Consider the following 3935-nt stretch of genomic DNA (forward strand, 5'->3'; position numbering starts at 1 on the left):
TTTTTCTAGTTCGGAAGTGCGATCGTACTGCTGCTGTAAAACATCTTTCAAATCTTCCGGCAACAATATGGTATCATCTAGTAATAATTCTGTTACGCCGATTCCCAACTCTTGAATCAGATTCGCCACGCTTTTTAACCATAGCGGGTTGCCTTCATAGCGGTGAATGAGTGCTTCACTGTTTTCGATTTCTTCTAACCCACAATCTCTCAGGATTTCCCGTCCGGCTGCGATATCTAAACCTTTGAGTTGTAAGGTACGAATGGGAGTATTTTGGTTTTTAAATTGAGTCACTTCTCTCGGTTGTTCCCAACCGATTAACAGAAAGCAACTTTGATGGGATAATTTTTCTATATTTTTGAATAAAAAGCGATATTCTTCGTATTCTGGCTTATACTTTCCTGCCAATTCGCCACTACAGAAAAGGTTTTGAACGTCATCTAAGACTACTAAACAGCGATGGTTTTGTAAATATTTAATCAGTGGTAAGCGTTTCTGGTTGGTTGGGGATGAATCTAGTTTTTCTGACTTGGAAAAAAACTGTATTAGTTTATGTTCAAATTCATGTAGGGTGTGGGATGCGTCTATGCTGCACCAAATAACGTACTCAAACTCGTTTTTGATTTGTTGTACGAGTTGCACTGCTAGGGTTGTTTTGCCGATGCCGCTGATTCCGGTGAGGGCTATGAGGCGGCTGTTTTGTTGTAGAATCCAGGTTGTGAGGGTTTGGAGTTCGGAAGTGCGATCGTAGAAATCACCCAACTCTGGCATTTCGCTTAAATCTTGATGTAGAGTTTCAGGTTGTTTTGAGTTAGCTGTTTCTTGATTTGGTAGGTTTGAGTTTGGAATGTTTGGCGAGTGTTTAGCTTCTCCACAAATGTTAACGCTACCAACTCCAACATAATCTGCAACATTTGAAAATATGGAGACTTGCAATCTCTCCATTGCCGATCGTAAATTTGATTTATGAATATCTTCCCCTAACTCTTCTGAAAGTATGCGCCATAATTCCGATCCTACTTCCCTAACACGACTTTCAGAAAAATCAAAATCTTTAGCTATTTGCTTATATGTCTCATGTTGTAGAGTTCCTCGCAGTACCGTTTCTTGTAAATCGTCAAGGTGCTGACTTGTTTTGGCAAATACTATATCATCAGCAAATTTTAACATTTCTTTAAGATTCATGGCACAGGTATATGGGCGCACTTTGTGGATTATAGCTCACATTTACCGGCTTTTTAATACATTTCCGTACATTTTCCCACAAAACTAGATTCAAGAGAGTAAAAGCTGGGGAAAATGTCGGCAAAATTGAACAGTTTTTCGCTGGACAAAGCTTGGATTTCTGAGGATGATGGGAGAAGGGTTAAACCATAAATTTAGGGATTGAACGCTTGCCGTTTATACCCTGTAATAGTGTATTAAACCGCAAATTGACTATTAGGGCATGGTGTAAAGATATGAACTCGATTATTAAGTTCTTAGATCATAATGGGATGCGTCCTATTATTGCTTTGATTGTGATCATTGGTGCTCTGGTGATAACTCTCAAAAGTGATAAAATTTGTGTAGTGCAAGTAGAATACCCCCAAGCTTCTTCAACATCTTCTGGAACTCAAACTCAAATCATCTTTAGAGACAATCCTGTTTGCTCAAAGTACTTTGAAATAGCAGCATTGGTACTGGGTGGGTTTCTGGGATTAGCCGAACCAGGTAAATCTCGCAGACCAGGTAAATCTGGCATATCTGAATCGGAAGATGAGCCAGCAAGAGAGCAGCAAACAACACCTGAGAAAAACAAATCAGAGAAGGATGATTGATGTGTGATCTGGTAGGTTGGGTTGACGCTTGTGTCATCCCAACCTCTTTTTCCACTTACAATCTTATCTATTTCCACCATTCCAGTGCGATGATTGCACGGAGTGCGATCGCCCATCGCGCATCAAGACCGATCGCCCTTTGTTATTTCTGATGACCGATCGCCTAAAATGAGAGAGCGATCGACACTCGTTATAATCAAAGTATCAATCCTTCACCAGATGCCGTGATGACTATCAAAGAACTCCTCATCCAAGAAATCGATAGCACCCCTGACGAACTGCTTGCGGATCTTCTTCGTTTGGTGCGATCGCTCAAATCGCCTCCACACCCCCAAGTCAATACCTACGAGCAACTCCTAGAGCGAATTGACTACCTCGAAGCCATCATCGGCATCCGCAAAGGACTTGAAAGTTTCGATCGAGGTGAAGGAATCCCAGTCGATCGAGCTATGACAGCGCTACAGCAGCAGTTCAATATTCCTTCTCGTCTATGAGTTATCAAGTCCTAATTCAACCACCCGCCTTTCAAGAAATTGAAACCGCCTATCGTTGGATGTGCGATTATTTGAGTGCTGATGCTGCTTTCTCAGTGGTATTACGATATCCAAGATGCGATCGCATCCCTACAAGAGTTTCCTTACCGTTGCTCAGTCGCACCCGAAGCTGCCATTATTGGTAGGGAAATTCGACAACTGTGGGTGGGTAAAGGAAGAACCCATCGGATTCTGTTTGTGTGGAGGAGGATACCGTCGCGATCGTACATATTCGTCACCGTCGTCAAGCTCCTCTTGGAACTGAGCCGCCAGAGTAATCGCATCAAATCGCATCAAATAGTTAATAAAGGGCGATCGCCCTTTCTTTTTTCAGATAACCGATCGTCTAAAATGAAAGAGCGATCGCCCCCCGCCTATCTAATTTACAGCCAACAAACCAAATCAACTCAGCAGTTTTCCTAACCAAATTATTCCTATCTTTAGGCTATTTTACTTGCCTTCTTCTTTTTTCGTTCGCGCCTTTCTACTGCTATTTGTTTCATAACCTCTATTTCCTCAAAATCGACCTGCATCACAGCCGTCTTAAACTCCAGACCCAAAACACAGCTAATTTCAAGGAGTTCCATATAACTAGCACCTTGATAATCTTTCTTCTCGTGTTCTTTAAGGCGTTCAGGGTCCATATCCAACCTTTCTGCTAGTTCTTCCACGCTGATTTTTGCTGCCATTCGAGCTTTAATTAAAGCATCTGATAGTTTATTGAAATTCTCAACTACAAGTTCGATCTGCTTGCTCTTGTCCCACGCCATCAATCGTTCATATTCTGCTATTTCTTCGTGCAACTGATCCAAATGGCGCTGAATCGAACCTCTACCTGCATCCCATTTGAGAAAGTCCTTTCTTTTTGCTTCTTCATCCCGCTCCATTGCTGCTAGAGTTTTGTTGAATTTTTGAACCCACTCTTTGCTGACTCCGTACTCAAATTCATCTTTAATCACGGTTCCCACCTCATTAAATCGATCGCTATAATTCCTTTCTTGTTTTTGCCTCTGTCACTTTGAAAAAATTCAAAGGAATTTTCTCCGTAATTGCCTACAGGTTCGTCTGAGGGAAAAATTTCCCCTCGATACTTAGCTTTTTGGGCATTTCGATCCTGATGATTGAACAATCTAGGAGCATTGATTCTCAGATACTCCCTGTCTACAGTTTCTCTATCGTAACAAGCATCAAAATCGTTAGGCTTATCTTTGCTGGTAACAAAACTACCATCAATATAGATAGTTCTAGCACCTGCTGCTTTTAATTGGGTCATTGCCAGTTTCAAGCCCAATATCAAGCTATCTCTTTTAAAATTAGTACCAAATCTCTCCTCAAACTCCTCCCATTCGCAAAAATGAACTCCCGGTGGTAGATTGCCGTTTTCATCGAATTCTGGAATCACTTACTCACACCCGCGATGCAAATTAGTTGTTGGAGTCGATCGTACCACAGCTATCATTATAAACAAACAAAAACCAAGTTGCTTCAAACAACCTGGTTTTTCAATATTGTTTCTGCATTTTCGATCGACTAAATCCCGCTCATGAACGCCATCACAGGAGAACCTTGCTGCTGCTGCGCG

The 3935-nt window shown here is 41.6% G+C and carries 6 protein-coding genes; 3 read left to right on the forward strand and 3 right to left on the reverse strand.

Features of this window, described 5'->3' with window-relative positions:
- Nucleotides 1-1185 (reverse strand): NB-ARC domain-containing protein (locus tag QT974_RS32120; RefSeq protein ID WP_333472421.1); only part of this gene is annotated, 1185 nt, incomplete at its 3' end.
- A 275-nt stretch (nucleotides 1186-1460) separates the two neighbouring features.
- Between QT974_RS32120 and QT974_RS32125 the strand changes: the two genes are divergently transcribed.
- The 3 genes from QT974_RS32125 to QT974_RS32135 all read left to right on the forward strand — a co-directional run bounded on the left by QT974_RS32125 (nucleotide 1461) and on the right by QT974_RS32135 (nucleotide 2776).
- Entirely contained in the window at nucleotides 1461-1820 is a 360-nt protein-coding gene (locus tag QT974_RS32125; protein ID WP_333472422.1) for a hypothetical protein, read from the forward strand.
- Between the two features lie 227 nt (nucleotides 1821-2047).
- The gene (locus QT974_RS32130) at nucleotides 2048-2314 is read left to right on the forward strand and encodes a hypothetical protein (protein ID WP_333472423.1); all 267 of its coding nucleotides are present in this window, start codon (nucleotides 2048-2050) and stop codon (nucleotides 2312-2314) included.
- A gap of 81 nt (nucleotides 2315-2395) precedes the next feature.
- Entirely contained in the window at nucleotides 2396-2776 is a 381-nt protein-coding gene (locus QT974_RS32135; RefSeq protein WP_333472424.1) for a hypothetical protein, read from the forward strand.
- Between the two features lie 17 nt (nucleotides 2777-2793).
- On the opposite strand, the gene QT974_RS32140 is transcribed toward QT974_RS32135, so the two are convergent.
- Nucleotides 2794-3312, reverse strand: a complete 519-nt coding sequence (locus QT974_RS32140; RefSeq protein ID WP_333472425.1) for a DNA-binding protein — start codon at nucleotides 3310-3312, stop codon at nucleotides 2794-2796.
- On the reverse strand, nucleotides 3309-3755 hold the full coding sequence (locus QT974_RS32145; protein ID WP_333472426.1) for a DUF6932 family protein: 447 nt from the start codon (nucleotides 3753-3755) through the stop codon (nucleotides 3309-3311). Before QT974_RS32145 ends, QT974_RS32140 begins: the two co-directional genes overlap by 4 nt.
- Between the last annotated feature and the right edge of the window lie 180 nt (nucleotides 3756-3935).

The sequence above is a fragment of the Microcoleus sp. BM001215392 genome (genome assembly GCF_036700185.1).
In the GTDB taxonomy this organism is placed as follows: domain Bacteria; phylum Cyanobacteriota; class Cyanobacteriia; order Cyanobacteriales; family Microcoleaceae; genus Microcoleus.

Bases quoted from the DNA above. Each gene is read 5' to 3' on its own strand.
- QT974_RS32125 (WP_333472422.1), top strand. From the start codon at position 1,461: ATGAACTCGATTATTAAGTTCTTAGATCATAATGGGATGCGTCCTATT.
- QT974_RS32130 (WP_333472423.1), top strand. From the start codon at position 2,048: ATGACTATCAAAGAACTCCTCATCCAAGAAATCGATAGCACCCCTGAC.
- QT974_RS32135 (WP_333472424.1), top strand. From the start codon at position 2,396: ATGCTGCTTTCTCAGTGGTATTACGATATCCAAGATGCGATCGCATCC.